Below are 25,536 nucleotides of genomic sequence, written 5' to 3' on the forward strand. Positions count from 1 at the left end.
CCCTGCACCCCTGCTCCCCGCTCCCCTGCTTCTTCTAGGCGATCGCGATGAATCGCCTAAATTTCTGGCGTTTTTTGCTAAGAATACTGTATGAGATGTTACTTTTACAGAAGTATGTCAAGTTTTAATTAAATAACTTTACAAAAGTTATGCTGTATTTTACAATTTTTTACATCACAGCTAAACCTCTGGTTAATTTTGAATATGGCTTTAACTATTCAGTCCGCTCAGAATATCTTCTCTAATACTCAAGTTCCCAGCCCGATTCCCGCTACCATCGCGCTGTTCGATCAACTCGGTACAGATGACCAATTGGCATATCTTTGGTACGCCTACACTGAAATGGGTAAGACAATTACTCCCGCAGCGCCTGGAGCCGCACGCCTGCAACTAGCAGAAAGTTTGCTCAACCAAATTCGGAAAATGTCCCCTGAAGAGCAAACCCAAGTTATGCGGGATCTTGCTAATCGTGCTGACGCTCCCATCAGCCGTTCTTATGGGTTTTTCAGTGTTAATACCAAGCTGGCTTTTTGGTACGAGTTGGGCGAATTGATGAAGCAGGGTGTAGTTGCTCCTATCCCCAGTGGTTATCAAATGACTCCTGGTGTACAAGTAGTCCTAGACGCAACTAAGAAACTTGATCCAGGTCAGCAAATTACAGTGCTACGGAACACTGTAGTCAATATGGGATTTGATACCTCTGATTTGGGGCCAAGTAGCTATCCCAAGGCTGCTGATGAACCTGCATTTGCTCGGACTTCTCCATCTATCTCCTCAGTCAAAATTGATGGCGTTACAGAGCCTGCTGTACTGAGCTATATTGAAGCGATGAATGCTGACGACTTTGATAAAGCTATTAGTCTGTTTACTGCTGAAGGTGCGCTACAACCACCATTCCAAAAACCAATTGTAGGTCCTGAAGCGATCGCGAAATATATGCGCGAAGAAGCCCAAGGACTGAACATGATGCCAAAACAAGGTATCTGTGAAGATCAGCCTGATGGTTCTAAGCAACTTAAAATTACAGGTGTTGTCCAAACTCCCTGGTTTGGTGTGACTGTGGGAATGAATATTGCTTGGCGGTTCTTAATCAATCCCGAAGGCAAAATTTTCTTCGTAGCAATTGATATGCTGGCTTCTCCTGAAGAACTGCTAAATCTGCGTCGCGTTTAATCAAACAGGGTAGGCATTGCCTATCCTACTAAAATATTTCTCAAATATAAGTTTCAAGTCCAAAGATCCCCGACTTTTTCAAGAAGTCGGGGATCTGAGTTTTTCGGATTTGTTTACAGACCATCCTAAACTCGTCGGCTGTTCATAAACCCGCTTGAGAGTATTCACATCTCTGGGAGAAATCGGCGGAGGGTTGCGAACTTGGGAAAAGTATAAAGCATCTGTTTGTAAATCACTATGTCCCCAAATTCCTAAAGCGTGACCGAGTTCATGGCGGGCGGCTGCTTGTAGAAATACACCTGTTTGGCTAGGACTCAATAAGATAGTGAAGCGGTGGTATGAAATATTATTTTTGGTGTATAGTTCAAAACTAGCTTGTGCAGAACGCGCACGGGGAAAATTGTCACCACGAGAAAATTGCAGCGGCGGCGCTTTTCGCAAAATATTAATATCAGCCATATCCGGCTGTTCCACTACCACCAAAGGTAAATAAGCACTCCATTCTTGCACAGTCTGTAAGACACTACTAAACCATGCTTGAGCCTGGGTATTACTCTCTTCTTGTGGTATCTCTACGTATACTTTAATCGGAAATTGCGACCAAACTAAATAACCTACCTGTGTTTTTTCCACTTGGGAAAAGTAATCCCCACTGCTTGTATCATCTTGCCATTGCGCTAATGTGGGCGGTAGGGGATGGGGCGATGGGGAGATAGAAGTACTTTGAATGACAGCATGAGATGGCAGGTGAGTAAAAATAACTAGCAGCCCTGCACCAATTAATAAGGCGAGGACTGCTAGAAACCGTTGTATATTTAAATGTTTGCGGGTTTTAGGTTTTGGGTATTGAATTTTTTTGCCCATTATCCTATTCCCCTATTTTTACTTAGGTAGCCAACCGGCACTTAAAACGACGGTGAAACCCATAAACATGACTGTCAGCGCCCAGGTAACTCTGTTTAAGGTGTCTTCTGCACTCTTGGTGCTGCTGAATAATTGGGCTTGTCCACCAATGGCACCAATTCCATCTCCTTTAGGACTATGTAACAGCACCAAAATAATTAAACCTAAAGCAGAAAGGGCCCAAACGATTTGCACAATACTAGTAGCTGTCATAGTTAAGAATCTCTCTTATAACAAATTTCAAATTGGTACGAGAAGTCGAAAACTAGGAGTGAGAAAACTCTTCACTCCTAAGCTTGTTTACATCCCAGCTTCCACGGGAGTCCGAGTGGGTTCCACTTCATATCCGGCTGGTGTCAATAGCGATCGCCCTGTCATTTCTGACGGTTGGGGGATCTGTAAAATCTCTAGAATGGTGGGTGCAATGTCGGCTAGCTTGCCATCGCTTCGCAGTACAACATTGGTACCATGTCCAGGGATTTTTATCGTCTCTCCTTCCACTAAGATGAAGGGGACTGGATTAGTCGTGTGAGCTGTCCAGGGATTACCTTCTTCATCTAGCATATACTCGGCGTTACCGTGGTCAGCCGTAATCATCGCTGTGCCACCGGCTTTGCTGATGCTGGTGAGTAATCTACCCAAACAATGATCTACTGTTTCAATCGCTGTCACCGTGGCTTCTATTTGACCAGTATGCCCTACCATGTCTGGGTTAGCATAGTTAATCACCACTAAAGAGTAGACACCTTTTTTAATCGCAGCGATCGCCACATCTGTAACTGCTTCTGCTGACATTGTAGGGGCTTTGTCGTAAGTTGCGACCATTGGACTACTTACAAGTTCTCGGTCTTCCCCAGCAAAAGGTTCCTCTAGTCCCCCATTAAAGAAATAGGTGACGTGGGCGTATTTTTCTGTTTCAGCCGTGCGAAACTGCTGCAAGCCATTATTGGCAACTACTTCCCCTAAAATATTACTCAAATTTTGCGGTTCAAAAGCTACAGCCACTGGTAGTTCTGAATCGTATTGAGTAAAGGTAGCAAAGGACAACGGCTGAATTTGCTGTCTTTCAAAGCCTGTGAATTTGGGGCTGACAAAAGCTTGAGTCAGCTGTCTAGCGCGGTCTGGGCGGAAGTTGAAGAATATCACACCGTCCCCTGATTCTATTGCGCCAGGGGCAATGCGGACTGGATTGACAAACTCATCCTTCACACCTTCAGCGTAAGATGCTGACAAAATTTCCACAGCCTGACGACCATCAACCGCACCATTTTGTGTCATCACGTCGTAGGCAAGTTTCACCCGATCCCAACGGTGATCCCGATCCATCGCGTAGTAACGACCGCTGAGGGTAACTATGCGCCCAATGCCTTTATCGTCTAGCTGCTCCTGCAATAGCTTGATTGCTTTTATACCCTCTGTGGGGGCAGTATCACGACCATCGGTGATGGCGTGGATACACACTTGTGAAATTTCCTGTTCCTTGGCTAAGTCCAGTAGTCCGAAGAGATGGCTGAGATGAGAATGTACCCCTCCCTCAGAACAAAGCCCCACTAGGTGCAGCTTGCCATTCCCTGAGCGAACTTTCTCGCAGATTTTGACAAGTGCTGGGTTTTTGAGGATAGAACCATCTTCCACCGCATCCGAGATGCGTACCAATTCTTGAGGTACTACTCGCCCAGCGCCAATATTCAAATGACCCACTTCCGAGTTGCCCATCTGTCCTTCTGGCAACCCTACGGCTTTTCCTGATGTGCTGATGAGGGTGTGCGGGTAAGCTGTCCATAAGCTTTCCACAATGGGAGTTTTAGCAGCGATAATCGCGTTTCCTCGCTTCTCCTCGCAGTAGCCCCACCCGTCTAAAATGACTAGCACCACAGGAGCAACAGGTGCTTTGGTCATAGTAAAATTGCCCTTTACTTTTTGTAATATCCGCATGATACCACTGCTAATCACCAGTGCAAGTGAATTTCTGCTGATTAACTTAATCTTCTAATAACTGTTATCTGTATTTTTGACTTATCGAAAATTAGCCATTAGTTAGTAGTGACCTTTTCAGGCCACTACTAGGCAGTTCTATCATTTCCCTTTTCCAGAAGACTTGGCAGCTTTAGCAGCTTTCTTCGCAGCTTTTTCGGCGGCTATTGCAGCTAACTTAGCTTGTTCCTTTTCTTCGGCAATTTTATCCAGGTAATAATGATAATCTCCTAAGTAGACACGGAATTCACCGTCGCGGATTTCGACGATTTTGTTGGCTACTTGCGAGATAAAATAGCGGTCGTGGGAAACTACAATCGCTGTGCCATCATAGTTCTGTAACGATTCTTCCAACATTTCTTTGGCTGGAATATCTAAGTGGTTAGTCGGCTCATCTAAAATCAGCAGATTGGCTGGACGTAACAGCATTTTAGCTAATGCTAAACGAGCTTTTTCGCCTCCACTTAATGCATCTACTGACTTAAATGCAGTGTTACCTGTGAACAAAAACTGTCCCAAAAGCCTGCGGACTTCTTCGTTTGTCCAGTCGGGGACTTCATCATGGATGGTTTCCATGACTGTTTTCTGTAAGTCCAAAGCTTCGGCTTGATTTTGCTCAAAGTAACCGGGAATCACATTGTGTTCGCTTATTTGCACGCTGCCTTCTGTGGGTGGTTCCATACCCATAATCACGCGTAAAAGCGTAGATTTACCCGCACCGTTGGGGCCGAGAAAGGCAATGCGATCGCCTCTTTCTATTAAGAGATTTGTGGCTAAGAATAAGATTTTATCATCATAGACATGAGTTAAATCTTTAATCTCTACTACTTCTCGTCCACTGCGGGGTGCTGGAGGAAAGCGGAAGTGCAGGGTTTTCATTCCCGCCACAGGTGCTTCAATGCGCTCAATTTTTTCTAGTTGTTTTTCCCGGCTTTTCGCCTGGGTACTGCGAGTCGCACTGGCGCGAAATCGATCAACAAATGTTTGCTGTTTCTCTAGTTCTTTCTGCTGGCGTTCGTAAGCGCTCAGTTGTGCTAGTTGATTTTCAGCTTTTTGTTCTAAGTATGCTGAATAGTTACCCAGGTAGGTAGTAGAAACACCACGTTCAGTTTCTACAATGTGGGTGCAGAGGCGGTCAAGGAACTCCCGGTCATGGGAAACGATCACCATTGGAGTATTGAGATTTTTGAGGTAATTTTCTAGCCACTCAATGGTTTCTAAATCTAAGTGGTTAGTCGGTTCGTCCAGTAGTAATAAGTCGGGTTTTTGCAGCAGAATTTTACCTAAACTCATCCGCATTTGCCAACCACCGGAGAAAGCACTGACGAGGCGATCGCCATCTTCGGAATCAAACCCCATTTCTGGTAAGATTTTCCCGATGCGTGCGTCTAAGTTATAGCCATCCAAGGCTTCAAATTGACGCTGTAAGCGATCTAGTTTATCAATCAGTTTATCCAGTTCTTCTGGAGTAGCCGTTTCCATATCGCGTTGTACTTGCGCCAGCGACATTTGTACTTTGTTGGCTTCTTCAAAGACGATCCAAAATTCTTCTCTAACCGTGCGGCCGGGATCTACTTCAAACTCTTGGTTGAGGTAGGCTATGTGCAAACTGGAGGGACGAATGATTTCGCCGGCGGTGGGTTCAATTTCCCCGGTGATAATTTTTAGCTGGGTGGATTTTCCCGCACCGTTGACACCGACTAAGCCAATGCGATCGCCTGGTTTGACTTCCCAGTTGATATCTTTGAGAACTTCGCCTGTAGGATAAATTTTACTGATATGTTCTAGTCGCAGCATCAAGTTTCTCTCAGGTAGGGTATGGGTAGTTAAGGACGAAGTACTAACACCGTCTCCAATATTAACAAAAATTAACTCAAGTTTATGCTTTTTTGCACCCTCTCTATTCACTAGCAGGCTGCTGTTGTGTAGCCTGTCTGACATCCTCTACACTTAAATCTAAAGCCTCGGCTATTTGCTCTACAGTTAACCCTGCGGCTAACATTGGTGGAACTACTTTTAATTTGCCTTTGCGTTCGCCTTCTTCCTCACCTTTTTGAAAGGCTTCCTGATAAACTTTAGTTTGCTTTAATTCGCTTAATTCAAACATTACTTATATGTCCTCCTTGTTCTTCTTGGTGTTGATTTTGTCCGAGATATAAGCATACTTGAGCAAACACTTATGAATGATGTAATTTTTAACGCAGAGGGGCGCTAAGGTTAACGCATTCGCCGTTAGGCGTTCCCGCAGGGTAGGTACGCTGAGGTTTTATTAGTCATTATCAGGTTTTTGTGTAGCCTGTCTGACATCTTCTACACTCAGTTCTAAAGCTGCGGCTATTTGCTCTACAGTTAATCCTGCGGCTAACATTGGTGGAACTGCTTTTAATTTGCCTTTGCGTTCGCCTTTGCGTTCGCCTTCTTCCTCGCCTTCTTGAAAGGCTTCCTGATAAAATCTGGTTTGCTTCAACTCGCTTAATCCAAACATGGCTTCTATCTCCTTCCTGCTCATTTGGGGTAATTTGTAAACCAAGATTGTCTCTATTAATTGTAATAATTGCTGTTGTTTATGCTGTGAGTTAATTTCTTGTTTGGTTCTGTCGATTAACTCTTTACCTTGTGCGATCGCTTGATCTTCGTTAGCAATGATTAACTTAATAGTAGCAATGCCAATGGGTAGCGACGTAGATTCACCTAATTCATCCAGATAAATCCGCCTAACTCGCTGACTTGTGAAAAATTCACGGTAATGTTTAATACTTCCTGTATCTATACTCCTGGTTGGGTATAGTACCACAGCACCCCAGTCATTTTGGGGTTGATTTTGTCGGAGGTACAAACATACTTCCGCAAACAGTCGTGAATAAATTTCACCATCGGCTTGAAATTGGACTTCCACAAAATAAATTGGGTTTTCTACTGTTTGTATAGGTAGAAAAACACCATCAAGTCTGAAGGACGTTTGTTTAACTTCAACTGAGGAAAATTGATAGCTATTAGCTTCTTCAGGAGAATTACCAATCAATTCAAAGAAGATACTAGGGAATTCTTGAAATAGGCGATAAAAGATGCTGTCTGTTTTCATAAGGATGAAGTTTTTAACGCAGAGTATCGCAGAGGTTAACACATTCGCCGTTAGGCGTTCCCGCAGGGTAGGTACGCTGAGGTTAGAGAAAACTTAAATCCTCACCTTTGCGCCTCTGCGCCTTTGCGTGAAACTCTCTTATATTTTAACTTGGTCACCAAGGTCTAATGACGGTTTCACCTTGTTTTTCCTTCTCAGCTAACTCTTTATTCAACGTCAGCAATTTTTCTAAAATATCATCTTTGATTTTAAAGTTATAGGCTTGCATTACCAATTTATCTAACTGTTCATGCAGTTTATAAAGTTGGCTGCTGGGTTCGTTAAAGAATTTATTATATAGTGTAGTTATTCCCCACTGTTTCGACTCCATTTGTTGGGTGCGATATTGATGGAGTTCTTCAGCTTTGGCGCGAATTTGTTGGACTAATTTAGCGTCGGGGGTTTGGGGAAAGGGGAATGTTTCAAAGCAGGTATTGTGAGTATATGCTATATCTGCTTTTAAAGTTGATTTTTGGGCGTGCATCCAAGTACGATGGATGTTAGATGAAAGAATACCCAGGATATAGAAATCATCCGTAGCTATGACAACTGATTTATCACCAGGTAGCCAATTTAAAGGTGCGGGAATAAATATCGCCCATTTAGAAACTCTGGGTACATTCAAATAAAATGATAGTGAATAAATTGCGGTTCTCATTTCGGGACGATGGCGCAAGAATTTCCACCAATATTGTCTTGCTTTAGCATCTCTATTATTATCTCTTTGTGGTTTAACAGTTTTTTTTATATGTTCAAATGGTAATTTATAATCACTAGCATCCTCAATACTCTTATCATTAAAATCAATAATCCATCTTTCAGGCTTACCATGAGGATTTTTGGCTAAATTCGCACCCATAGAAAAAAGTTTTAGCACTTCTTCATTATGGGAATCAGCTTTTATCCAATCGCTTACCTGCTGTTCCGTGACTATAAAACCTTCCCCTACAGGAATTACACCTTGAAAACATTTATTAAGATTAGCCTTTAATCGCACAGCCTGATAAACATCAATACTAGATTTCAGTGCAGAATTGATTTGTGAAACTATCTGATTATCTAAATAATATTTTTCTGGTTTAACCCTACACCAATTAACAATACTTACATGAACCTTAGCTTCACCAGACCAAGGTTGTGTAGAAACAGCCTCATGAATATAACCATTATTTTGAGTAATATAGTCTAAAGTTGCAACTCGGCTTTTACCTTGACTGATTGAATTTGTCGCAACTAAACCTACTCTACCTTTTTCATCAATATGTTCATGAGCTAACCGAAACCAATAAGCACAAAAATCTATAGAATCTTTAACATCAGGAAAACGTTGAAAAACTTTATCTATATATTCATCACCTAAAGCTATTCTCATATGCTTTCCACCTAAAAATGGCGGATTACCAATAATTGCATTAGCCTTTGGCCATTCACTAAATAACGCATCCTGACAAACAATATTCTTATCCAAAGAATCCAAAGGTAAAGCCGGCTCAGTTAATTGTAAATTATCAATCGCAATCTTCCGCGCAATCATCAATGTAACCCGCGCCAATTCCACCGCAAAGGGATTTGTATCCATCCCATAAAATTGCAGAGGAGTCACCAAACCCATCAGCATTTGCTTATCTTTTGATTTTCCCCGCTGTTGTAACTTCTCTAATAGTAAAGTTTCAATTCTTTTCAGTTCCTGATACGCTATATAGAGAAAATTACCAGAACCACAAGCCGGGTCAAGTACGCGATAACTTTGTAATTCTAATTGCAGTTGAGAGAGTGCCTTAATTGAGCCAGCCGCATCAATTCTATCTTCCCAATAACGGCTAATTGTGGGGCGAACAATTTTCATAATGTCCGCTTCCGAGGTGTAATGAATCCCCTTGGCGTGACGCTCTTTTTTATCTACCGTTCCTTCAAATAGATTCCCAAAAATAGCCGGACGTACCTGACTCCAATTCTCCTTAGCTGAGACATCCAAAAAATTTAATTCTTCCCTTGTCAAATCAATCGCCTGAATCTGAGAAAATAACCCACCATTGAAATAATCTACACCTTGATAACGTCCGGCTGGCGTTTTTCCTAGCAGATTCATTTCCCGAAATAAACCACCCAAAACATCATAAGAACTCGCCCCAGCCATGCAATCCTGAACGCAGGAAATAAACATATCACGGGGTAAAAGTTGCCTATCTTCAGCAAACATCGCCAGCACACATTGCAAAATAAAGCGCTGCGCTGTCAACTTCTCAATTCCCCGCTTTTCCAGTTCCAGCAGCAACTCACCCATGCGACGCGCTGCCCGTTCTGTTACCTCCACCTGGTTATTATTGAAAATAGGAGTTTTGTTGCCAAACTCCATAAACGCAAAAGCCCCCGCCCTTTCTGGCAGTTGCTCCAGGGATATTTTATCTACAGGTGTATCTAGCTGAATATCAAAGTCAAAAATCCAAAACTCGTCAAAATTGCACAGTAAAACATAACGCGGACGGTCTGGTACTAACCGCGTCCAATAATCAAAAGCCTGGGAATAATGCTTACTCAACTCCTCCCCGCGCTTCTTCATCTCAATCAACACGCGGGGTTTCCAGACCAAATCAGCAAAACCCGTTTTACCCGTCTTGCTACTCTTTTTTATCGCTTCCTCATAACTCGCCCCAGCTTCCAGCGCCCCTTCATGCCCAAAAGCCCGAAAAAAGCGGTCTAAAAACGTTTGCGCTTCCTTCCTTTCCTGTCCCTTGATGTGCTGCTGACAAAAGCTCACAAACTTATTCAGACTTTCAGGTGTCGCTGCTGCCATGTTGAATTGGGAATTACCCTAAGTGTTAGCAATTCCTATGTTATGTATTAATCAAGACCAATGGGAAAAAATTTCTTCTTATAGCAATTTTTCACACTAAAAAATCGGCGTTGCTGAATCAAAGTATGAAATGCCAAAATAAACTTTCTTCTTCTTCGTATCTTTGCGCCTACCCTTCGGGAACGGCTTCGCCGAATGCGCCTTTGCGTGAAACAAATTCATATTTGAAATCAGCAACGTCAAAAAATCGACCATTCTCAACTCTATACTCTCTGCGCCTCTGCGCCTCTGCGTGAGATCAAATAATCCGCAAATGCAAATTAACTAGCCTTGGCCTCATCCTCAGATGTTTCAGCCACAGTTTCTAATCTATCCGCCACAGCGCGCACAATCTGAGCCACTTGACTCAAAGGCATATACTTGATTTGTCTCAAAATCAAATTTATATCGGAAATTTCTTGAATTGGCTCGCCATTTAAGCAGGTGATTAACTCTTGTAGCGTATAGCCCGCTCTGGCGGCTATCTTCGCCAAATAGTCGGTATCTGGCACATTCACACCTTTTTCCCACAACTGAACAGCAGTAGCAGAAACTCCCAAGAGTTTGCCAAAGGCTCGTTGACTCATGGAACCACGAGCTAATTTGATGATTTCTACAAGTTTTTCTCTGCTTTCAATTTTCACTGCTTATATAGCTAGCCAACTGTGTTTACAAGGTAAGTAAGCAATTATTAAAATTTTACTTTTATCTTGACAAGGTTTATTGCTGCTGGTATCTTAAAATAATTACAAGGTAGCAATTCTCATTTTAACCTAGAAATAACTACGCAACTAGACTTTTCGGCTTTGCTGCCAATCAAATCAAGGGTGCATCATGTTCCGCAGTCCACGTAAGGTTAAAAAATATCGCCGTCAAGGTCGAAACCTCATAGCCTCTAATAAGATTAAACCAGATCAATGGAACATTTCAGACGCTGAAGTTAAAGAAGCCCTGAAAGTTAAAGGCTATGACGTTAAGGAAGTCAAAAAAATCCGTTATCTCAAGCATCAGGTGTGTATTTCCTACTGGGATGCAAAAGGTAACGTGTGCAGCAGCTTTTTCAGCTATCGAATTTTTGCACGTTGGCAAGCAGATGTGGAAAAATTAATTTCCTACTGCCAAAGCTTGCAAGAATGGAAGAAGTTAAATTACCTCATCCAGTACGAATTTGCATATTACAATTATCTCAATGAAATCTTTGATGCACTCAGCACCGCCTTAGAAAACCGCCTCTATGCATTGAAAGCTACAGAACTAGCTGCGGTTTTCTCCGAGGTGTAACAGCCAAAACTTAGTTAGAACTAGAAGTTGCTAACTCTGCTAGGCGTTCTTGCTGGTCTTGAGAGATACAAGATTGAATCACTGTTTCTAACTCGCCTTCTAAGACAGGATTTAGAGAATAATTCTGTCCTAGACGGTGGTCGGTAACGCGGTTATCTTTATAATTATAGGTACGGATTTTTTCTGATCTTGATCCTGTACCAACTTGCGATCGCCTCATGGAAGTTACAGCGTCTTGTTGTTCGGCTAACTTCATTTCGTACAGTTTTGCCCGCAGGATTTGCATCGCCCGTTCTTTGTTTTGCAACTGGCTACGTTCCTCCGTACAGAAAATCCGGATACCTGTGGGTTTGTGGAATAAGTCAGCAGCCGTTTCTACTTTGTTGACGTTTTGTCCACCAGCACCACCAGAACGAGCTGTACTCATTTCAATATCCTTGGGATCAATGTGAATTTCCACATCGTCCACTTCTGGCATAATTGCTACTGTGGCGGTAGAGGTGTGAACTCTTCCCCCAGCTTCAGTTGCTGGTACACGCTGGACGCGATGTACTCCCGCTTCAAACTTCAGCTGACTGTAAACGCTATCACCTTGAATTTCCAGGATTACTTCTTTAAAGCCGCCCATTTCTCCCAGTGACTCGCTCACCAGTTTGACTTTCCAATGCTGGAGTTCAGCATAGCGGGAGTACATCCGCAGTAAATCTCCAGCCCAAATACTCGCTTCATCGCCGCCAGTACCAGCGCGAATTTCCAACATGATGTTCTTTTCATCGTTGGGGTCACGGGGTAACAGCAACACCTTCAAGCGAGCTTCTAAATGCTCTAATTTTTCTTCTAATTCATTAACTTCCAAAGCTGCCATTTCATGCAACTCTGGGTCACTGTTGGCCTCTTTGTATACCTGACGCGCTCCTGCTAATTCTTCAGTAGCAATTTTCCAAGTTTCGTAGGTATTTACTACCTCTTCCAAAGATGAACGCGACTTGGCAATTTTTTGATACTCATCAGGATTGCTAGCAGTATCCGGATCAGCCAGACGACGGGTTAATTCATGAAAGGTTTGTTCAACAGATTTAAGTTTATCTAGTAAGTATGATTCAGCCATGACAAATGCGCTCCTTAAAATAACAAATTGGCTCGCCCAAAAATGACAATCGACCCAGCAGTTGCAGGGTCGTCGTTAACAGCAGAGCCAAACCGCTACTTCTCTTGAGTTTCTTCTGTGGCTTGAGTGCTGCTCATACCGTATTTACGCAAGAAGCGTTCAACTCGACCTTCAGTGTCAATCAGCTTCTGAGTACCAGTATAAAAAGGGTGATTTCCAGACCATACGTCTACGTGCAATTCTGGCTTTGTGGAGCCAATAGTCATAACAACTTGACCATTACAGTACACTTTAGCTTCTGGATACCATTGGGGATGAATATCAGGTTTAGCCATGTTTTTTGTCGTTATCCTATATCAATTATATCTTTTAGAAGGGACTGGGGAGTTTGAGATTTTGGATCAGACTACAATCTAAAATCCAAAATCCAAAATCCAAAATTGACTTAACGTTTGGAGTACTGAGGTGCTTTGCGGGCTTTGTGCAAACCATATTTCTTCCGTTCTTTGGCACGGGGATCGCGAGTCAGGTAGCCTTCGGTTTTTAAAGGTGGGCGATTATCTGGGTCTAATTGACACAGGGCGCGAGCAACTCCTAAACGAATAGAATCAGCTTGACCTGTCAAGCCGCCGCCTTCAGCTTTCACCAAAATGTCATATTCGTTTTCTAGTCCCAGAGTTTCTAGAGGGTTTCTAATCACTCCCAGGTAGTTGGCGTTGAATTGAAAGTACAATTCGCCATCCTTGCCATTGACAGTCAGCTTACCTTCACCTGGAACCAATCTGACGCGTGCTACTGCACACTTACGACGACCAGTACCCCAATATACGGCGCGACCGCTATTGCTATCTGCTACTACCATTAATTTTCTTCTCCAGGAATTGTATTAATTTTTAGTTCTTTGGGTTTTTGCGCTTCGTGGGGATGAGTCGGCCCAGCGTAGACTTTGAGTTTGGTGAACAACTGCTTACCCAAACTATTTTTAGGGAGCATACCTTTGACGGCGTGTTCTAATATCCGTTCTGGTAGGCGTTGTTGCAGTTTAGCAAAAGTTTCTGTTTTCATGCCGCCGGGACGGCCTGAATGGCGACGGTACAGTTTTTGGCTGCTCTTTTTGCCTGTAACTGCTATTTTTTCGGCATTGATGACAATTACAAAGTCACCTGTGTCCATGTGGGGAGTAAATTCGGCTTTCTTTTTGCCTCTCAAAATCATGGCGATTTCGGTAGCCAGGCGGCCGAGGCGTTTATCAGTGGCATCTACTACGTACCACTCACGCTCAAGGGTTGCTTGAGGAGGAAGGTATGTTTTTGTTGTCATTAGAGTTTTGTTTTACAAGAGTGGTGTGGAATTGAGGTAAACGGTTTCTGTTTGGGCATATTCCAGAGGAATATCTGTAGGAAAGACCAATTTAGGTAGGTTTTCGTACCAAATCTCTGGGGAAAAAGGAAAATCTGGATAGCCTACTCTTAACAAACACAAACCCTGGGGAGGGGCAGCGTATTTGACTTTTTCGCGGTGTTCTTCTTGCCAGAGTTCGGTAAAGCCAGCAAGTGTCAGCTTACCGGAGCCTACCTGTGCCAGCATCCCTACTAACAGCCGTACCATGCCATACAAAAATCCATTTGCCTGAATTTCAATATGAAGAAATGGCCCACTACGATGACATTCTGCTGCTTGCACCTCTACCCAAGAATGCGATCGCTTGGAACCTGCACGGTGAAATGCGGCCAAATGATGCTTCCCCATCAAGGGTTCGAGGGCAGCTTGGATTAAGCATTCATCCAGGGGTGCATAATAATAATGCCAACTGAAGGGTCTAGCGAACAAGTTCGGCCGATCTTCAGTGTATATCGTGTAGCGATATCGGCGATAGGCAGCACTAAAACGCGCGTGCCAACGATTATCTACAGCAGCTGAAGCCCTTATTAGTATATCTTGAGGCAGATAGCTATTCAGAATTGATGCCCACCTGTGAGGTGGGATGAATCCTGTGGCTTCAAAATGGGCTACTTGAGCAGCTGCATGAACTCCAGAATCGGTTCGCCCAGCACCATGTAAAGTCACATGATAGCCAAGAACCGTAGCGATCGCTTTTTCAATTTCTTCTTGAACTGTACGATGCTGCTTTTGTCTTTGCCAGCCGCAAAAGTGAGTGCCCAAGTATTGAATTACGAGGGCGACTCGATGAGTTTCGGTAGGCTGGTGGCTTTCTAACATACAGATTTTGTCTGTTGGTATCTGTCTTTGTCATTAACTAATGACTCATGACCGATGTCCAATGAACTAAACTAGCTCAATGATTGCCATTTTCGCCTGATCTCCCCGACGCGGAACGGTACGCATGATGCGGGTATAACCGCCTTGGCGTTCGCCATAACGAGTCGGAGCTTGCTCAAATAAAGCATGAACTAGTTGCTTGTCGTAGATATAACCCAGAGCTTCCCGACGTGCTGATAAGGAGCCGTTTTTAGCTAGGGTGATCATTTTTTCAACTTCACTACGGACAACTTTAGCTCGAATTAAAGTTGTGGTGATTCGACCATGACGGATGATCTCTGTGGTCAACGCTCGCAAGAGGGCGCGGCGTTGGTCAGCTGGTTTACTGAGTTTTTTGACTCGACAACGGTGACGCATAATAATGGACTATGAATGAGTAAAAGTTGGGACTTATGTGTGTTTAGTGCCTCTTTCTTGGGGCAGAGTAATACCTAAACGACGCTGTAAAGCTTCAACGACCTCTTCTGCTGACTTCTGACCAAAGTTTTTAATTTCTAACAAGTCTTCTTGAGTGAAATCCAATAAGTCAGCCACAGAGTTAACTTGTGCGCGTTTGAGACAGTTATAAGCCCGCACAGAAAGTTGCAACTCTTCAATAGGAATTTGGGCGGTGGGGTCGTCTGGGACTTCAGCGCCTGTTTCTGTTGGTTCCAGTGAAATATCTTTCAATGGATTGAATAGCTCTACCAGAATACCAGCTGCTGATGATAGTGCTTCTTGGGGCGAAATACTGCCATTTGTCCAAACTTCTAACAGCAGTCTATCTTTGGTAATTGAGCTTTCACCACGGGATTCTTCGACACTGTAGTTAACTTTCCGTACTGGCATAAATACCGAGTCGATTTGCAGAAAATCCAAGGAAGTGGCTTCTTCGCGTCCTCGCTCTACTGTGCGATATCCTTTGCCTTTCTCAATCCGAAATTCCATTTCCAGCTTGCCACCCTCAGCTAGGGTAGCGACATACTGGGTTTGGTCTATGACTTCTACTTCACTGGGCAAATCAAAATGAGCCACAGTGACTGTTGCTGGCCCGTTAACGAGTAATCTACCAATCTGGGGTTGAGAAGAGTAGCTTCTGAGGATTACTTCCTTCATTTTCATGAGGATTTCCAGCACATCTTCCCGCACACCCGGAACTGTAGCAAACTCGTGGCTGACACCGGCAATTCTCACTGCTGTAACTGCTGTCCCCTCTAGATTCGACAGTAAAACCCGCCGCAGCGCGTTGCCAACTGTTGTTCCTTGACCACGCTCTAGAGGTTCCAGCACAAATTTACTGTAATGGCTCCGACTTTCCTCAGTATTAGACTCTACACATTCAATTTGAAACTGCGCCACGGATTAGCCTCCCTTCTTTAAGGTGCTGCTAGCAGGCAAATCAATTGCCTCCCCAATTTACTTTTTTTCCCTAGCTTTCGCTAGGTAGATTCAACTGCCAGTTTTTAATGGCAGTCTAGTTTGATCACCCTATTCAGGGAAAATCATTATTTATTTTGGTTAGTTTGAAGTTTAGCAGCCCTCCCGACAGGAAGAGCTGACTTGCTTCTCTTTGCTCAAGCCATTTGAAACAATTTGTAGACTCAATGCCTAACAAACAGGTTGCATTTAAACTCGGCGGCGCTTGGGTGGACGGCAACCATTGTGAGGAATCGGGGTAATATCCCGAATCAGGGTAATTTCCAGTCCTGCTCCTTGGATTGCCCGAATCGCGGTTTCTCTACCGGCTCCGGGGCCACTTACCATGACTTCAATTTGGCGCATCCCTTGATCCATCGCCCGACGGGCTGCACTTTCAGCTGCGGTTTGTGCTGCAAAGGGAGTTCCCTTTTTGGCTCCCTTAAAACCGCTTGAACCAGCACTAGCCCAAGAGATCACGTCGCCATTTTGATCGGTAATGGTGACAATGCTATTGTTGAAAGTAGACTGGATGTAGGCCATCCCGTTGGGTACGTTGCGCTTCTGCTTTTTGCTCCCGCCTTTTTTAGTTGGTTGTCTTGCCATATTTGTTTAGTTAATCTAAGGTAAAACTTGCTTTGACGAGCAAGGGTTGAAAGTTTATTTGCCTGGAGCCTTCTTCTTACCAGCCACTGTCTGCCTTCTCCCTCGACGGGTTCTAGCATTAGTCCGAGTTCTTTGACCTCTAACTGGTAAGCCCATGCGGTGACGACGACCACGGTAGCAACCAATATCAACCAAGCGCTTGATGCTCATGGCTTCTAAACGCCGTAAGTCACCTTCAACTTGATAGTTGCTTTCGATTTCGCCGCGCAGGGCTGCTACGTCAGCATCACTTAAGTCTTTAACGCGGGTATCTGGGTTTACACCTGTAGCGGCTAAAATTTCCAGAGACCTTGTTAACCCAATTCCGTAGATATAAGTCAGACCAATTTCAACGCGCTTATCGCGTGGAAGGTCTACTCCGGAAATACGTGCCACAATTAATTTCTCCCTATTGTTATCGCAGTTACTATTACAAAGGCGTGATTAATTGCCTTTGTAGCCTTTAATGGTGATTTATCTGTGTTTTCACTCTTTGATGTGTCAGAGTGTTAGCCTTGGCGTTGTTTGTGTTTGGGATTCACGCAAATCACCATAACGCGACCGCGACGGCGGATCACGTTACATTTTTCACACATTTTCTTGACTGAGGCTCGAACTTTCATGCCTTTTCTAATTGACTCCAAATAGTAAATTATAGCATTTTTAGGGAAATTAATTCACTTAAGTAACTGGGTAGAACCCAAAAAGATGGTTTTATGGTAAGATTTTGGACATATAACTATTTTTTCCGCAGTCTATAGGTGATTCTACCTTTTGAGAGGTCGTAGGGAGTTAACTCAACTTTGACGCGATCGCCAGGTAAAATCTTGATGTAATTACGGCGAATCTTACCGGAAATGTGTGCCAGGACATTGAATCCATTGTCCAAATCAACGCGAAACATCGCATTGGGCAAGGATTCAGTGACAGTGCCTTCCATTTCGATCAAATCTTGCTTAGACAATTTGTTTTTTCCTCAATGCAACAATCTCCTATTTATTCAGTTGCAGCACTTCATCTGCAAAAGAACATATTTTGAGAAATATATCAACAGTTTATTAATATATCTTAGCTAAAATCGGAGCGCATCTTGCCCATAGGGGGGAGACAAGCGATTGAGCGTCTCTGTACGGGGGAGTAAATGGTGATTTTTACTCCCCCTACTCAGTCTATGAAGTAACGATTTTTTGTAACTCGTGAGTGACTTCTTCTTGGGACTGATCGCCATTGACTGTCATCAGTTTTTGGCGATCGCCATAATAATCAATCAATGGCGCAGTTTCAGCACGGTAAACGTCTAAACGATGACGAATTACCGCTTCGGTATCATCTTTGCGTCCTCTATCGAGTAAACGTGCTACCACAACATCATCTGGAGCATCAAGATTAACTACCCTTTCGCCACCCTGATTAATTTCTGCCAGCAATTCTTCCAGAAAAACTGCTTGTGTGACTTTGCGAGGAAAACCATCAAGAATCCAGCCAGATTTGACATCTGGTTGACTAAGGCGTTCCTGTACCAAGTCCTGCACTAACTGGTCGGGGACTAAATCGCCGCTATTTACATAACTTTGAGCCTTAATTCCCAAAGGAGTTTGCTCTTGCATAGCTTGTCTTAATATTTCCCCTGTAGAAATATGGGGAATATTCAATTTTTCCGCCAAAACTTGAGCTTGAGTTCCTTTACCAGATCCAGGTGGTCCCAAGAAAATTAATCGAGTCACTGTCACTATTGTTTCACCATTCCTTCATAACGCTGAGAGATAACGTAAGTTTGGACCTGTTTGGCTGTATCAATTGCCACACCTACCAGAATTAGCAAAGAAGTAGCACCCAATCCTCTAAAGGTTGGTACTCCTAAAGCACTTTCCACAGCCGTGGGGATAATTGCCACAAAGCCCAAAAATATCGCACCTAAAAAAGTTAGTCGATTGATTACACGCTCAAGATACTCACTGGTAGCTTTTCCGGGACGAATACCGGGAATGCTAGATCCCATTTTCTTCAAGTTCTGCGCTACATCAACTGGGTTAACAATCAACGAAGAATAGAAGTAACTGAAGAAAATAATAGAGACTAAGTAGACTAGAGCGTAAACCCAAGCCCCAGAACCCCCAGGACTAAGATAAGTATTGACAATGTTGGCTATTTCAGGATTTCTAGTGAAATTGGCGATCAACAGTGGCAGACTCAAAATTGCCGCCGCAAAAATAATCGGCATTACACCCCCGGAATTGAGCCGCAAGGGTAAATAACTCCGTTGTTCTGCCAGTACTCTGCGACCGACTTGGCGACGAGCCGAGATAATCGGGATACGACGAATGCCTTCTTGAACGAAAACAATCCCCACAATTGTCACAAGGAACACCAATATGAGAACGATGACGCGACCAATGGTTTCTCTACCACCGACTTGCACCAAGTCAATGGTATCGCCTAAAGCTTTAGGTAACGAAGCTACAATGTTGACAAAAATCAACAATGATGCACCATTACCAAGTCCCCGTTCTGTAATCAGTTCTGATGCCCACATGACAAACATGGAACCAGCCGTGAGCGCGATCGCGGTTTCAGCGATAAATGCTATACCTGGATTCAAAGCAAATTGATTCAGGAAAATAGACGTAAAAGCCACACTTTGAATAGTCGCCCATACTACAGTTACGTAGCGTGTGATTTGCGAAATTTGCCGCCGACCCGCTTCGCCTTCATTTTTCTGTAAATTTTCTAAAGTGGGAATTGCCGCAGTCAGTAATTGGATAATAATGGACGCATTAATAAAGGGTAAAATTCCCAAAGCGAAGATTCCCAAAGTGGAAAGTCCCCGTCCAGAAAATATATCCAATAAACCGAAGACAGCATTATTACCGGCTATTGCTTCGGCAAACCTCGCTCTATCAAGACCTGGTACTGGTAAAAATATACCGAGGCGAACCAAAATTAAAATACCGACGGTGACAAGCAGCCTACCTCTGAGGCCAGCTGCTTGCGCCATCTGCATAAAAGTTTCTTGAGCCGTTGGGGCTTTTTCTCGACTGATCATAGAATGCTACCTCTATAGTGAACCAGGCGCTGGCAGCGAGTTAGCTTGCAAAGTGCGCTTTTCCGGCTCACTTATAAGACTTCGCAACTACCACCAGCTGCTTCAATTTTGCTCCGAGCTTGTCCTGTGAAAGCTGCTGCTTGTACCTTTAGGGATACATTCAATTCTCCGTTGCCCAAAATTTTCAATGGACCTTTAGCAGCAGTGAGAATTCCTGCTTCTTTGAGGGAGGCCAAAGTTACTTCTGTATTGGCAGGAAGGGAAGCTAGTTTCTCTACATTAATCGTAGTGTAAACTTTCCGATTAACCACCGGAAAGCCCTTAAGCTTAGGTACTCGGCGGTACAATGGTTGCTGACCACCTTCAAAACCTGGTCTGGTACCGCTACCAGAACGAGATTTTTGACCTCTCATACCTAAACCAGCGCTAGCGCCTTGACCTGCGGAAATACCCCTGGCTACACGGCGACGGCGTTTTTTTGAACCTTTTTGGGGCTTAACATCGTTGAGTCTCATGATGTAATTAGTAATTGTTTACACAAAAGCTCTGACTTGAAAGTGCTGTGAGCGGGGGCTAGTGCTGAGTAAAAATACTAGCCTCAGCGTCCCGTGACAGCTACTAAATGTAGAGTTTTTCTATAGGAATACCCCGGTCTTCGGCCACTTCCGAAAGAGTACGTAGTGTAGATAAGGCATTCACTGCGGCTCTAGCATTGTTGAGTGGATTGTTGGAACCGAGTTGCTTGGCCAAGATGTTACGAACTCCTGCCAATTCCAGGACAGTCCGAACAGCACCACCAGCAATTACCCCAGTCCCAGGTGCAGCGGGACGCATCATCACCTTAGCACCACCACCTACACCATCAATAGGATGAGGAATGGAGTTAGATTTGGTCATAGGGATGTCAATCAGATGTTTTTTACCATCGGCTACGCCTTTTTTAACAGCACCGATGACATCTGAGGCTTTGCCTACTCCGACACCAACCTGACCACGTTCATTACCGACAACAACAATCGCTCGGAAGCTAAGTTTTTTACCTCCCTTGACGACCTTGCTTACCCGGCGGATTTGGATGACTCGCTCTTGCCAGGTAGTTTCTTCTTTTTTTGTGCGGTTCGCTTTACGACGACCAGTTGCCATAATCAAATGCTCTCTATTAGTCAGTTGTCTTTTGTCTTTTGTCATTTGTCTTTTGTCCTTAGCCAATGACTAATGACCAATGACTAATGACTAATGACTTTAGAAATCTAAACCAGCTTCGCGGGCTGCATCAGCGAGGGCTTTGACACGACCATGATATAAGTTGCCACCGCGATCAAAGACTACTTGGGTAATTCCTTTTTCTAACAATCGCACTGCTATCAACTTGCCAACTTGCGCTGATGCGTCACAAGTAGCACCTGTAGCTGAATTAGATTTCAACTCTGGTTCAACAGTCGAGGCTGCTACTAATGTGTGATGCTGAGTATCATCAATTACTTGAGCGTAAATATGTTCGTTGGAACGAAACACGGCTAAACGCGGACGTTCTGCCGAGCCTTGAACTTTACCACGAACGCGCCGATGACGACGCTGTTTTGATTCTCTACGAGTAAGTTTCATTTTTACTTCTTACCACTCTTACCAGTCTTACCAGCTTTGCGTCTGACTACTTCACCGGCATAACGAATCCCTTTACCTTTGTAGGGTTCTGGGGGACGAACGGCGCGAATCTTCGCTGCTGTGTTACCTACTATTTCTTTGTCATAACCACTGACGACGACGTTAGTGTTATTTTCTACAACAAACTCAACACCGTCTGGTGGCACAATATGCACTTGATGGCTGTAACCAATATTCAAAACTAGGTTACGTCCTTGAAGTTGGGCGCGATAACCTACACCTTGAATTTCCAAGCGACGCTTGAAGCCTTGGGAAACTCCCTCGACCATGTTAGCGACTAAGGTACGGCTTAAACCGTGCATTTGCCGAGAGACACGGGTCTCATCACGACGGGTGACATTTAATATTTCCCCTTCTTGGGAGACAATCACATTGGCAGACAAAGTACGAGAAAGTTGGCCTTTCGGCCCTTTCACCAAAACTTTGGGGCCATCAATTGTCACTTCCACTTTGGCGGGAATAGTAATTGGTTGTTTACCAATACGAGACATGATTTTTTGTCCTTTATCTTGAGTCCTGAGCGCTAAGGACTAACTAAATTGACTACCAAACATAGCAAAGTACTTCACCACCCAAGCTCTGACGACGTGCTTCACGGTCAGTCATGATGCCACTGGATGTAGAAATAATCGCAATGCCGATACCACCTAGTACCCTTGGTAATTCTTTTCTAGTCGAGTAAACGCGCAAACCTGGTTTACTCACTCTCTTCAAGGCAGTGATTAAGGGTTGACGATTTTTACCCTTGTATTTCAGGGAAATCACTAGATTCCGCTTAATCCCTTCTTCTGCTTCCGCAATTTCAGCAACAAAACCTTCGTCTTGTAGTACTTTGGCAATACTACGAGTCATTTTTGTGGCTGGCACTTGTGTCGTTTGATGTCTTGCCAGGTTGGCATTGCGGATGCGCGTCAGCATATCTGCAACTGTATCGTTAGCCGCCATCGTTCCCTCTTTAGATGAACTTATTGATCGCGAAAGGGCATTCCCATTTCTTTAAGTAAGGCGCGACCCTCTTCGTCGTTTTTCGCTGTTGTGATGATGGAAATATCCATACCACGGATTTGATCGATGCTGTCGTACTCGACTTCTGGAAAAATTAGTTGTTCTCTCACACCCAGGGTGTAGTTACCGCGACCGTCAAAACTTTTAGGACTAATGCCCCGAAAGTCTCTAATTCTGGGTAATGACAAGCTAATTAATCTGTCAAGAAAAGCATACATTCGTTCGCTTCTGAGGGTGACCATAATGCCTACGGGCATCCCCTCACGAATTTTAAAGCCAGCGATCGCCTTTTTCGCCCGCGTCACTACTGGTTTTTGACCAGTGATTACCGCAATTTCATTTAAAGACGCTTCTAGCGACTTAGCATTTTGAGCCGCTTCGCCTAAACCGCGGTTAATCGTAATCTTGATCACCTTTGGTACTTGATGTACATTGGTGTATTGAAACTGACTAATCAGTTTAGGGACGATTGTCTCTTGGTATAAGTTTTTGAGTCTTGTTGTCGGCATACTTTCTTGTCCTTATCCCTGGGCTTGGTCAGGGAAACTTTTTTAAGGTTAATTCTCTAATTATTGAGAATTTCACCTGTTTTTTTCAGCATTCTCACTTTTTTACCTTCTGCGGTGAAGGTGTAACAAACACGACTAGTGACGTTTTGCTTGCTGGAGTAGAGCATCACGTTGGAACTATGGATGGGAAATTCCTGGGTGACAATCTTACCTGATTCCCCTTCTTGCTGGGGTTTCACGTGCTTAGTCTTCATGTTGACACCTTTGATAATGACTTTGCTCAGTTGGGGTAGTGCTTGGACTATTTCGCCAACTTTGCCTTTGTCTTTACCTGCAATTACTTGCACGGTATCACCAGTTTTGACGTGCATTTTATAGAATACTTTCGGCTTTTCCTTACGGTTCGCCATTACAGTACCTCCGGAGCCAGAGAAACAATTTTGGTGAAGCTCTTTTCACGTAATTCGCGGGCAACTGGGCCAAAAACCCGTGTACCTCTGGGATTACCATCTTTGTTGATAATCACGGCAGCGTTATCGTCAAAACGAATGGTCATACCACTATCACGGCGGATACTATGACGGGTGCGGACAATCACTGCTTCGATTACATCTGACTTTTTCACAGCCATGTTAGGAATGGCATCTTTGACAACGGCGATAATTTTGTCGCCGATAAAGCCATAACGTCTGTTACCAGCGCCTAATACACGGATGCACATAATCTTCTTGGCACCGCTATTATCTGCGACATTCAGGTAAGTCTGGGGTTGAATCACAATTAGTCTCCCTTTTGGAGTTGTTAGTCCTGTAACAAGAGTTACACTGTTGCTTTAGTATTCAAGATATCTTTGACTTGCCAGCGTTTGGTTTTGCTCAAAGGTCTAGTTTCTTGAATCCGCACGCGATCGCCCACTTTGCATTGATTGTCTTCGTCGTGAACTTTATAACGACGGGTTTTAACCATGATTTTGCCGTACTTGGGGTGGGGAGAGCGATTTTCTATAGCAACTACTACAGTTTTTTGCATTTTGTCGCTCACTACCAAGCCGACTCGTTCTTTGATAGCCATAATCTCCTATTGTTCTTCTTTAGCCGGTTGACTTGCTGCCCGTTTGCGTTCAGTCTCGACAGTCAGCAACTGGGATAGGCGATGTCGGGCGTGTCGGAACTGATGAGGCTTTTCTAGTTGTCTTGTAGCTTTTTGCAAGCGCAACTGAAACAGTTGTTTTTTCACAGCGAGAATTTGCTCAACTAGTTGTTCGTCGCTGAATTCTCTAGCTTCTGAAATCTTGGGAAGAGGCATAACCTACTCCTGCTCCTTTGGTTGAGAACGCACAATAAACTTAGTTTTAATCGGCAGCTTGTTTGAAGCCAAACGCATCGCTTCACGAGCGATTTCTTCAGTAACACCAGCGATTTCAAACATAATGCGTCCGGGCTTGACTACGGCTACCCAATACTCTGGAGAACCTTTACCTGAACCCATCCGGGTTTCAGCTGGGCGCATGGTTATCGGTTTATCAGGGAAAATCCGAATCCAGATTTGTCCACCCCGACGAATATAACGGGTCATTGCCCGACGGGAAGCTTCAATTTGCCGGGCAGTAATCCAAGATGGTTCTTGAGCTTGGAGGGCGAAATCACCAAAATCAATGTTGCAGCCACGGGTAGCTAGGCCTTGCATCCGTCCGCGCTGTTGTTTGCGGAATTTAGTTCTTTTAGGACTTAACATGGTTCGTCATTTGTCATTGGTCATTGGTCATTGGTCATTGGTCATTGGTCATTGCTAAGGACTAAGGACTAATCACTAATGACTATCCTTCATTAGAACGGTCTTCAAATTGCTGACGACGACGTTGTTGTTGACGGCGACGAGGTTCACGTTCGCGATCGCGTGTGCTGGGTGGGGCTGGAGTTTCTTCTTGTCCTGGAATAATTTCTCCTTTGAACACCCATACTTTGATACCCAGAATCCCGTAAATTGTTTTGGCTGTGCAGTAAGCGTAGTCAATATCAGCCCGTAAGGTATGTAAAGGTACTCTACCTTCACGAGTCCACTCTGTCCGGGCAATTTCTGCACCGTTGAGCCGACCACTGACTTGAATTTTAATGCCTTGAACACCAGCACGTTGAGCGCGCTGAATAGCTTGGCGTACTACTCGCCGAAACGAAACACGTCTTTCTAACTGTTGAGCAATGTATTCGCCAATTAGGGAGGCATCAGCATCAACTTTTTGAACTTCGACTACGTTAATGCGAATTTGCCGATTACCACCCAGCACTTCTTGTAGTCCAAGGCGCAGTGATTCAATACCTTGTCCACCACGACCGACAACTACACCAGGTCTAGCTGTGCGTACTTCTAAGTCGATTTGGTCGGCTTTGCGCTCAATTCTAACTTCGGAAATTCCGGCGTTGTTTTGAGCCAGTTTACCCAGCTTTTGATCTATGTACTTACGCAGTTTGTAGTCTTCTTGTAAAAGTTCTGGATAGCGCTCAGGAATTGCAAACCAACGAGATTGATGCTCACGCGTAATACCCAGGCGAAAACCAACTGGATGAATCTTCTGTCCCACAAATGCTTCCTCTAAAATTTCTG

35 protein-coding genes are annotated in these 25,536 nt (G+C 44.0%); 2 read left to right on the forward strand and 33 right to left on the reverse strand.

Features of this window, described 5'->3' with window-relative positions:
* Positions 1-204 precede the first annotated feature (204 nt).
* Positions 205-1,173 carry an orange carotenoid protein N-terminal domain-containing protein gene (locus tag AACX33_RS21775; RefSeq protein WP_194001711.1) on the forward strand — a complete coding sequence of 323 codons (969 nt, stop codon included), beginning with the start codon at positions 205-207 and terminating at the stop codon, positions 1,171-1,173.
* 78 nt (positions 1,174-1,251) lie between these two features.
* Here the strand turns inward: AACX33_RS21775 and AACX33_RS21780 are convergent, their stop codons facing one another.
* The 8 genes from AACX33_RS21780 to AACX33_RS21815 all read right to left on the reverse strand — a co-directional run bounded on the left by AACX33_RS21780 (position 1,252) and on the right by AACX33_RS21815 (position 10,648).
* Entirely contained in the window at positions 1,252-2,037 is a 786-nt protein-coding gene (locus AACX33_RS21780) for a peptidase (RefSeq protein ID WP_194001713.1), read from the reverse strand.
* A gap of 18 nt (positions 2,038-2,055) precedes the next feature.
* A complete protein-coding gene (secG, locus tag AACX33_RS21785) occupies positions 2,056-2,289 on the reverse strand; it encodes a preprotein translocase subunit SecG (RefSeq protein WP_194001715.1) in 234 nt (77 codons plus the stop codon).
* Between the two features lie 87 nt (positions 2,290-2,376).
* A complete protein-coding gene (gpmI, locus tag AACX33_RS21790) occupies positions 2,377-3,975 on the reverse strand; it encodes a 2,3-bisphosphoglycerate-independent phosphoglycerate mutase (RefSeq protein WP_194001717.1) in 1,599 nt (532 codons plus the stop codon).
* A 177-nt stretch (positions 3,976-4,152) separates the two neighbouring features.
* On the reverse strand, positions 4,153-5,847 hold the full coding sequence (locus AACX33_RS21795; RefSeq protein WP_194001942.1) for an ABC-F family ATP-binding cassette domain-containing protein: 1,695 nt from the start codon (positions 5,845-5,847) through the stop codon (positions 4,153-4,155).
* 103 nt (positions 5,848-5,950) lie between these two features.
* The gene (locus AACX33_RS21800; protein ID WP_194001719.1) at positions 5,951-6,157 is read right to left on the reverse strand and encodes an Rpn family recombination-promoting nuclease/putative transposase; all 207 of its coding nucleotides are present in this window, start codon (positions 6,155-6,157) and stop codon (positions 5,951-5,953) included.
* Positions 6,158-6,319: 162 nt separating this feature from the next.
* Positions 6,320-7,132 (reverse strand): Rpn family recombination-promoting nuclease/putative transposase, encoded by an 813-nt coding sequence (locus AACX33_RS21805; protein WP_194001721.1) that lies wholly within the window; start codon positions 7,130-7,132, stop codon positions 6,320-6,322.
* A gap of 154 nt (positions 7,133-7,286) precedes the next feature.
* Positions 7,287-9,965: a DNA methyltransferase gene (locus tag AACX33_RS21810; RefSeq protein WP_194001723.1), complete on the reverse strand. Its 2,679-nt coding sequence runs from the start codon at positions 9,963-9,965 to the stop codon at positions 7,287-7,289.
* 320 nt (positions 9,966-10,285) lie between these two features.
* Positions 10,286-10,648, reverse strand: a complete 363-nt coding sequence (locus tag AACX33_RS21815) for a helix-turn-helix domain-containing protein (protein WP_194001725.1) — start codon at positions 10,646-10,648, stop codon at positions 10,286-10,288.
* 190 nt (positions 10,649-10,838) lie between these two features.
* Here AACX33_RS21815 and AACX33_RS21820 point away from each other — a divergent pair, with 190 nt between their 5' ends.
* Positions 10,839-11,285 (forward strand): hypothetical protein, encoded by a 447-nt coding sequence (locus AACX33_RS21820; protein WP_194001727.1) that lies wholly within the window; start codon positions 10,839-10,841, stop codon positions 11,283-11,285.
* Between the two features lie 10 nt (positions 11,286-11,295).
* Here the strand turns inward: AACX33_RS21820 and prfA are convergent, their stop codons facing one another.
* The 25 genes from prfA to rpsC all read right to left on the reverse strand — a co-directional run bounded on the left by prfA (position 11,296) and on the right by rpsC (position 25,513).
* Positions 11,296-12,393: a peptide chain release factor 1 gene (gene prfA / locus AACX33_RS21825; protein WP_194001728.1), complete on the reverse strand. Its 1,098-nt coding sequence runs from the start codon at positions 12,391-12,393 to the stop codon at positions 11,296-11,298.
* Positions 12,394-12,488: 95 nt separating this feature from the next.
* The gene (gene rpmE, locus AACX33_RS21830; protein WP_006196715.1) at positions 12,489-12,728 is read right to left on the reverse strand and encodes a 50S ribosomal protein L31; all 240 of its coding nucleotides are present in this window, start codon (positions 12,726-12,728) and stop codon (positions 12,489-12,491) included.
* 110 nt (positions 12,729-12,838) lie between these two features.
* Positions 12,839-13,255, reverse strand: coding sequence for a 30S ribosomal protein S9 (gene rpsI, locus AACX33_RS21835; RefSeq protein WP_194001730.1), 417 nt, complete (start codon positions 13,253-13,255; stop codon positions 12,839-12,841).
* Complete coding sequence (gene rplM / locus AACX33_RS21840; RefSeq protein ID WP_194001732.1) at positions 13,255-13,713, reverse strand: 50S ribosomal protein L13; 459 nt, start codon at positions 13,711-13,713, stop codon at positions 13,255-13,257. The genes rpsI and rplM overlap by 1 nt, the downstream gene beginning before the upstream one ends.
* Positions 13,714-13,725: 12 nt before the next feature.
* Positions 13,726-14,613: a tRNA pseudouridine(38-40) synthase TruA gene (gene truA / locus AACX33_RS21845; RefSeq protein WP_194001734.1), complete on the reverse strand. Its 888-nt coding sequence runs from the start codon at positions 14,611-14,613 to the stop codon at positions 13,726-13,728.
* Between the two features lie 66 nt (positions 14,614-14,679).
* On the reverse strand, positions 14,680-15,030 hold the full coding sequence (rplQ, locus tag AACX33_RS21850) for a 50S ribosomal protein L17 (RefSeq protein ID WP_089090549.1): 351 nt from the start codon (positions 15,028-15,030) through the stop codon (positions 14,680-14,682).
* A 33-nt stretch (positions 15,031-15,063) separates the two neighbouring features.
* Positions 15,064-16,011 (reverse strand): DNA-directed RNA polymerase subunit alpha, encoded by a 948-nt coding sequence (locus AACX33_RS21855; protein ID WP_194001737.1) that lies wholly within the window; start codon positions 16,009-16,011, stop codon positions 15,064-15,066.
* A gap of 267 nt (positions 16,012-16,278) precedes the next feature.
* Entirely contained in the window at positions 16,279-16,674 is a 396-nt protein-coding gene (gene rpsK / locus AACX33_RS21860; RefSeq protein WP_006196721.1) for a 30S ribosomal protein S11, read from the reverse strand.
* Positions 16,675-16,728: 54 nt separating this feature from the next.
* Entirely contained in the window at positions 16,729-17,109 is a 381-nt protein-coding gene (gene rpsM, locus AACX33_RS21865) for a 30S ribosomal protein S13 (RefSeq protein ID WP_063873734.1), read from the reverse strand.
* A gap of 113 nt (positions 17,110-17,222) precedes the next feature.
* Positions 17,223-17,336 carry a 50S ribosomal protein L36 gene (gene rpmJ / locus AACX33_RS21870; protein ID WP_006196723.1) on the reverse strand — a complete coding sequence of 38 codons (114 nt, stop codon included), beginning with the start codon at positions 17,334-17,336 and terminating at the stop codon, positions 17,223-17,225.
* A gap of 116 nt (positions 17,337-17,452) precedes the next feature.
* On the reverse strand, positions 17,453-17,677 hold the full coding sequence (infA, locus tag AACX33_RS21875) for a translation initiation factor IF-1 (RefSeq protein ID WP_006196724.1): 225 nt from the start codon (positions 17,675-17,677) through the stop codon (positions 17,453-17,455).
* Between the two features lie 205 nt (positions 17,678-17,882).
* Entirely contained in the window at positions 17,883-18,437 is a 555-nt protein-coding gene (locus AACX33_RS21880; RefSeq protein ID WP_194001944.1) for an adenylate kinase, read from the reverse strand.
* A 5-nt stretch (positions 18,438-18,442) separates the two neighbouring features.
* Positions 18,443-19,756 (reverse strand): preprotein translocase subunit SecY, encoded by a 1,314-nt coding sequence (gene secY / locus AACX33_RS21885; protein WP_194001739.1) that lies wholly within the window; start codon positions 19,754-19,756, stop codon positions 18,443-18,445.
* Positions 19,757-19,827: 71 nt separating this feature from the next.
* A complete protein-coding gene (rplO, locus tag AACX33_RS21890; RefSeq protein WP_194001741.1) occupies positions 19,828-20,271 on the reverse strand; it encodes a 50S ribosomal protein L15 in 444 nt (147 codons plus the stop codon).
* A gap of 103 nt (positions 20,272-20,374) precedes the next feature.
* The gene (rpsE, locus tag AACX33_RS21895) at positions 20,375-20,899 is read right to left on the reverse strand and encodes a 30S ribosomal protein S5 (RefSeq protein ID WP_006196728.1); all 525 of its coding nucleotides are present in this window, start codon (positions 20,897-20,899) and stop codon (positions 20,375-20,377) included.
* 99 nt (positions 20,900-20,998) lie between these two features.
* Positions 20,999-21,361, reverse strand: coding sequence for a 50S ribosomal protein L18 (gene rplR / locus AACX33_RS21900; RefSeq protein WP_194001743.1), 363 nt, complete (start codon positions 21,359-21,361; stop codon positions 20,999-21,001).
* A 2-nt stretch (positions 21,362-21,363) separates the two neighbouring features.
* A complete protein-coding gene (rplF, locus tag AACX33_RS21905) occupies positions 21,364-21,912 on the reverse strand; it encodes a 50S ribosomal protein L6 (RefSeq protein ID WP_194001745.1) in 549 nt (182 codons plus the stop codon).
* A gap of 52 nt (positions 21,913-21,964) precedes the next feature.
* Positions 21,965-22,366, reverse strand: a complete 402-nt coding sequence (gene rpsH, locus AACX33_RS21910; protein WP_194001747.1) for a 30S ribosomal protein S8 — start codon at positions 22,364-22,366, stop codon at positions 21,965-21,967.
* Between the two features lie 20 nt (positions 22,367-22,386).
* Positions 22,387-22,935: a 50S ribosomal protein L5 gene (rplE, locus tag AACX33_RS21915; protein ID WP_194001749.1), complete on the reverse strand. Its 549-nt coding sequence runs from the start codon at positions 22,933-22,935 to the stop codon at positions 22,387-22,389.
* A 56-nt stretch (positions 22,936-22,991) separates the two neighbouring features.
* Positions 22,992-23,345 carry a 50S ribosomal protein L24 gene (rplX, locus tag AACX33_RS21920; protein WP_006196733.1) on the reverse strand — a complete coding sequence of 118 codons (354 nt, stop codon included), beginning with the start codon at positions 23,343-23,345 and terminating at the stop codon, positions 22,992-22,994.
* A complete protein-coding gene (gene rplN, locus AACX33_RS21925; protein WP_194001751.1) occupies positions 23,345-23,713 on the reverse strand; it encodes a 50S ribosomal protein L14 in 369 nt (122 codons plus the stop codon). The genes rplX and rplN overlap by 1 nt, the downstream gene beginning before the upstream one ends.
* A 41-nt stretch (positions 23,714-23,754) precedes the next feature.
* A complete protein-coding gene (rpsQ, locus tag AACX33_RS21930) occupies positions 23,755-24,006 on the reverse strand; it encodes a 30S ribosomal protein S17 (protein WP_194001753.1) in 252 nt (83 codons plus the stop codon).
* A 6-nt stretch (positions 24,007-24,012) separates the two neighbouring features.
* The gene (gene rpmC / locus AACX33_RS21935; protein WP_194001755.1) at positions 24,013-24,240 is read right to left on the reverse strand and encodes a 50S ribosomal protein L29; all 228 of its coding nucleotides are present in this window, start codon (positions 24,238-24,240) and stop codon (positions 24,013-24,015) included.
* 3 nt (positions 24,241-24,243) lie between these two features.
* Positions 24,244-24,669 (reverse strand): 50S ribosomal protein L16, encoded by a 426-nt coding sequence (gene rplP / locus AACX33_RS21940; protein WP_194001757.1) that lies wholly within the window; start codon positions 24,667-24,669, stop codon positions 24,244-24,246.
* 82 nt (positions 24,670-24,751) lie between these two features.
* Complete coding sequence (gene rpsC / locus AACX33_RS21945) at positions 24,752-25,513, reverse strand: 30S ribosomal protein S3 (protein ID WP_194001759.1); 762 nt, start codon at positions 25,511-25,513, stop codon at positions 24,752-24,754.
* Positions 25,514-25,536 lie beyond the last annotated feature (23 nt).

Source organism: Nodularia sp. LEGE 04288, assembly GCF_963896525.1.
Taxonomy (GTDB): domain Bacteria; phylum Cyanobacteriota; class Cyanobacteriia; order Cyanobacteriales; family Nostocaceae; genus Nodularia.

What these genes read in the sequence shown, in the direction of transcription:
- AACX33_RS21775 (WP_194001711.1), top strand. Translation starts at nt 205, where the DNA reads ATGGCTTTAACTATTCAGTCCGCTCAGAATATCTTCTCTAATACTCAA.
- AACX33_RS21780 (WP_194001713.1), bottom strand. Translation starts at nt 2,037, where the DNA reads ATGGGCAAAAAAATTCAATACCCAAAACCTAAAACCCGCAAACATTTA.
- secG (WP_194001715.1), bottom strand. Translation starts at nt 2,289, where the DNA reads ATGACAGCTACTAGTATTGTGCAAATCGTTTGGGCCCTTTCTGCTTTA.
- gpmI (WP_194001717.1), bottom strand. Translation starts at nt 3,975, where the DNA reads ATGACCAAAGCACCTGTTGCTCCTGTGGTGCTAGTCATTTTAGACGGG.
- AACX33_RS21795 (WP_194001942.1), bottom strand. Translation starts at nt 5,847, where the DNA reads ATGCTGCGACTAGAACATATCAGTAAAATTTATCCTACAGGCGAAGTT.
- AACX33_RS21800 (WP_194001719.1), bottom strand. Translation starts at nt 6,157, where the DNA reads ATGTTTGAATTAAGCGAATTAAAGCAAACTAAAGTTTATCAGGAAGCC.
- AACX33_RS21805 (WP_194001721.1), bottom strand. Translation starts at nt 7,132, where the DNA reads ATGAAAACAGACAGCATCTTTTATCGCCTATTTCAAGAATTCCCTAGT.
- AACX33_RS21810 (WP_194001723.1), bottom strand. Translation starts at nt 9,965, where the DNA reads ATGGCAGCAGCGACACCTGAAAGTCTGAATAAGTTTGTGAGCTTTTGT.
- AACX33_RS21820 (WP_194001727.1), top strand. Translation starts at nt 10,839, where the DNA reads ATGTTCCGCAGTCCACGTAAGGTTAAAAAATATCGCCGTCAAGGTCGA.
- prfA (WP_194001728.1), bottom strand. Translation starts at nt 12,393, where the DNA reads ATGGCTGAATCATACTTACTAGATAAACTTAAATCTGTTGAACAAACC.
- rpmE (WP_006196715.1), bottom strand. Translation starts at nt 12,728, where the DNA reads ATGGCTAAACCTGATATTCATCCCCAATGGTATCCAGAAGCTAAAGTG.
- rpsI (WP_194001730.1), bottom strand. Translation starts at nt 13,255, where the DNA reads ATGGTAGTAGCAGATAGCAATAGCGGTCGCGCCGTATATTGGGGTACT.
- rplM (WP_194001732.1), bottom strand. Translation starts at nt 13,713, where the DNA reads ATGACAACAAAAACATACCTTCCTCCTCAAGCAACCCTTGAGCGTGAG.
- truA (WP_194001734.1), bottom strand. Translation starts at nt 14,613, where the DNA reads ATGTTAGAAAGCCACCAGCCTACCGAAACTCATCGAGTCGCCCTCGTA.
- rplQ (WP_089090549.1), bottom strand. Translation starts at nt 15,030, where the DNA reads ATGCGTCACCGTTGTCGAGTCAAAAAACTCAGTAAACCAGCTGACCAA.
- rpsK (WP_006196721.1), bottom strand. Translation starts at nt 16,674, where the DNA reads ATGGCAAGACAACCAACTAAAAAAGGCGGGAGCAAAAAGCAGAAGCGC.
- rpmJ (WP_006196723.1), bottom strand. Translation starts at nt 17,336, where the DNA reads ATGAAAGTTCGAGCCTCAGTCAAGAAAATGTGTGAAAAATGTAACGTG.
- secY (WP_194001739.1), bottom strand. Translation starts at nt 19,756, where the DNA reads ATGATCAGTCGAGAAAAAGCCCCAACGGCTCAAGAAACTTTTATGCAG.
- rplO (WP_194001741.1), bottom strand. Translation starts at nt 20,271, where the DNA reads ATGAGACTCAACGATGTTAAGCCCCAAAAAGGTTCAAAAAAACGCCGT.
- rpsE (WP_006196728.1), bottom strand. Translation starts at nt 20,899, where the DNA reads ATGGCAACTGGTCGTCGTAAAGCGAACCGCACAAAAAAAGAAGAAACT.
- rplR (WP_194001743.1), bottom strand. Translation starts at nt 21,361, where the DNA reads ATGAAACTTACTCGTAGAGAATCAAAACAGCGTCGTCATCGGCGCGTT.
- rplF (WP_194001745.1), bottom strand. Translation starts at nt 21,912, where the DNA reads ATGTCTCGTATTGGTAAACAACCAATTACTATTCCCGCCAAAGTGGAA.
- rpsH (WP_194001747.1), bottom strand. Translation starts at nt 22,366, where the DNA reads ATGGCGGCTAACGATACAGTTGCAGATATGCTGACGCGCATCCGCAAT.
- rplE (WP_194001749.1), bottom strand. Translation starts at nt 22,935, where the DNA reads ATGCCGACAACAAGACTCAAAAACTTATACCAAGAGACAATCGTCCCT.
- rplX (WP_006196733.1), bottom strand. Translation starts at nt 23,345, where the DNA reads ATGGCGAACCGTAAGGAAAAGCCGAAAGTATTCTATAAAATGCACGTC.
- rpsQ (WP_194001753.1), bottom strand. Translation starts at nt 24,006, where the DNA reads ATGGCTATCAAAGAACGAGTCGGCTTGGTAGTGAGCGACAAAATGCAA.
- rpmC (WP_194001755.1), bottom strand. Translation starts at nt 24,240, where the DNA reads ATGCCTCTTCCCAAGATTTCAGAAGCTAGAGAATTCAGCGACGAACAA.
- rplP (WP_194001757.1), bottom strand. Translation starts at nt 24,669, where the DNA reads ATGTTAAGTCCTAAAAGAACTAAATTCCGCAAACAACAGCGCGGACGG.